General features: G+C 73.5%; 1 protein-coding gene. It reads left to right on the top strand.

Annotation, left to right across the window (positions count from 1 at the left end; translation table 11 throughout):
* Positions 1-80: 80 nt before the first annotated feature.
* Positions 81-1,603: DUF222 domain-containing protein (locus ACH0BZ_RS16335; protein WP_406899798.1), on the top strand; the 1,523-nt coding region annotated here is incomplete at its 3' end.

The raw sequence follows: 1,603 nt of genomic DNA, 5'->3' as shown, positions 1-1,603 counted from the left end.
GGCACGGTTGGTTCGTGTGGGTGTTCGTGTCGTACCTCGAACATATGCTCGCATCGACAGTGAACACAGGGGGGTGTGTCATGGCAGGTGCGGAGCAGGTCGAGGCGGTGCCGTCGTGGGCGAAGGTGGTCGCCACGGGCGGGGCGCGGGTGTGGGTTCCGGTGGGGTTCGACGGGTGGGGCCAGGTGGAGCAGCAGGGCTATCTGGCGCAGCGGCTGGTCTTTGCCGCCGAGGCCCGGGTGCTGGATTTTGCGTTCGAGGCGGTGGCCCGGGCCCGCACCGCCGGCGCGGCCGATGCCGAGCAGGTCGCGGTGACCACGGTGGGGGCGTCGATGGCGATGACCCCGGGCCGGGCCGGTGCCCTGGTCACCGCGGCGGTCGAGGTCGGCGAACGCCTGCCGCGGATCCGGGCGCTGGTGCGGGGTGGCTGGATCGGTTCGGAGGCCGTCCGGGCGATCGTGGAGCAGACCCGCCTGGTCTGTGATGCCCAGATCGGCGAGCTGGACCGGCTCCTGGCCGCCTGGCTCGGCCCCACCCGCAGGCGGTCCCACCCGCCGAAGATCGGCCCGCTCAAGCGGATGCTGGGCCGGATGATCCTGCGCGCCGACCCGGTGGCCGCCGAGGCCGCCGCCCGACGCGACCGCGCCGATACCGACGTCACGCTCGACCAGGCGGGCCGGGACCGGGTGGTGCTGGCCGCGATGCTGCCGGCCGAGCAGGGCCTGGAGGTGATGGAACGCATCGAGAAGATGGCCCGCCGCGCCGCCGCGAGCGACGAGCGCACCCTGCCCCAAAAACGCGCCGCCGCACTGCTCGCCCTGACCCGCGGCTGGGACCACCTCCCCGACGCCGACGGTAACCACCCACACGATCCACACGCCCAACGCGCCGCCCGGCAAGTGGTGCTGTACGCCTTCGAACCCCCACCACACGACCCGCAGGCACCGGTGGAGCTGCGCGGCTTCGGGCCGGTGACCCGGGCCAGCACCGACCACTGGGAACCCACCGTCCGCCGGCGCCGGGTGAACCTGGCCGAGCTGGCCGACCGGAACCGGCCCGCCGCACTACGCTATGCCGCCCCCGAGGCGTTGCGGCTGTTCGTCCAGGCCCGCGACGGCACCTGCATCTTCCCCGGCTGCGCCGTGCCCGCCGAGGACTGCGATCTGGATCATACGATCCCGTTCGACCACGACGACCCCACCCGCGGCGGCCGCACCACCAGCGAGGACACCGCCCCGATCTGCCGCTGCCACCACCGGGTCAAAACCGCCGGGATCTGGGCCTACTACCGCGACCACGACGGCACCTACGCCTGGTTCCACGGCCCGGCACACCCACACCCCGACCCCGGAACCCGAATCAGAGTCGAACCCACCGGCCCCCTGGCCGCCCTGGCCACCCCCGTGGACCCGGCCACCGTCACCCGCCAAAGGACCGCCGCCGAAACCGGCCACACCGGCAACACCGGCACCGCCGGACCCCCACGACCCGATCGCCGCCAACGCCGCCACGACGACACCCGACGCCGCCGCACCCACGCCGAACACACCCTCAACCACCAGGGCGCACCCACCCCGACAGACACCACCCCCACCACCCAGGC

It is taken from the genome of Dietzia sp. 179-F 9C3 NHS (assembly GCF_045369825.1).
In the GTDB taxonomy this organism is placed as follows: domain Bacteria; phylum Actinomycetota; class Actinomycetes; order Mycobacteriales; family Mycobacteriaceae; genus Dietzia.
The sequence above is the reverse complement of the archived record's forward strand: the minus strand, read 5'-3'. Positions and strand labels throughout refer to the sequence as shown.